The sequence below is a fragment of the Vibrio sp. 2130-1 genome (assembly GCF_033339515.1).
Genome location: NZ_JAWOUT010000437.1, coordinates 1 through 619 on the forward strand (window position 1 = coordinate 1; position 619 = coordinate 619).

Below are 619 nucleotides of genomic sequence, written 5' to 3' on the forward strand. Positions count from 1 at the left end.
CCAGAAGACGAATCGCAAGTGCTATTTGAAGTCTCAGACACAGGTATCGGCATTTCGAAAAAAGATCAGAAAACTCTTTTTGATGCCTTCACGCAAGCAGAAGGTGGTCTGAACCAAATCGGTGGTACAGGGCTTGGTTTGGCGATCAGCAAACGCATCGTAGAAGCCATGGGCGGCGTGCTAGAAGTCGACTCAGAAGAGGGCGAAGGCAGCCGTTTCTGGTTCTCCATCCCACTTGAAGAAAGCGAGCCTGTGGAAGTCGGTGTTGTGGCGAGCGCTCGCTGCAAGGTGAAAGCCAAAGTGCTGTTGGTCGAAGACAATGAAGTAAACCGCGTAGTGGCGGAAGGTTTCCTCCAGAGCATGGGGCACCAAGTTGTGATGGTGGAAGATGGCCTGCAAGCTGAACGAATCATTGACAAACAAGATTTTGACATCGCGCTTGTTGACATCAATTTACCTGATTGCGACGGCACGGATTTGATTCAACGCTTAAAACGCATCGAACGTAACAAGCCAGGTGACAAAGCGCTGTCACCGACACCTATGATTGCGGTGTCTGCTCATGTTTTTGCGGAAGAAGTGGAACGCTACTTGGCAGCGGGTTTTGATGGTTACTTGC

The 619-nt window shown here is 50.2% G+C and carries 1 protein-coding gene; it reads left to right on the plus strand.

What is annotated here, in order from left to right:
- On the plus strand, positions 1-619 hold a 619-nt coding region (locus R7Q09_RS26695), incomplete at both ends, for an ATP-binding protein (protein ID WP_318144016.1).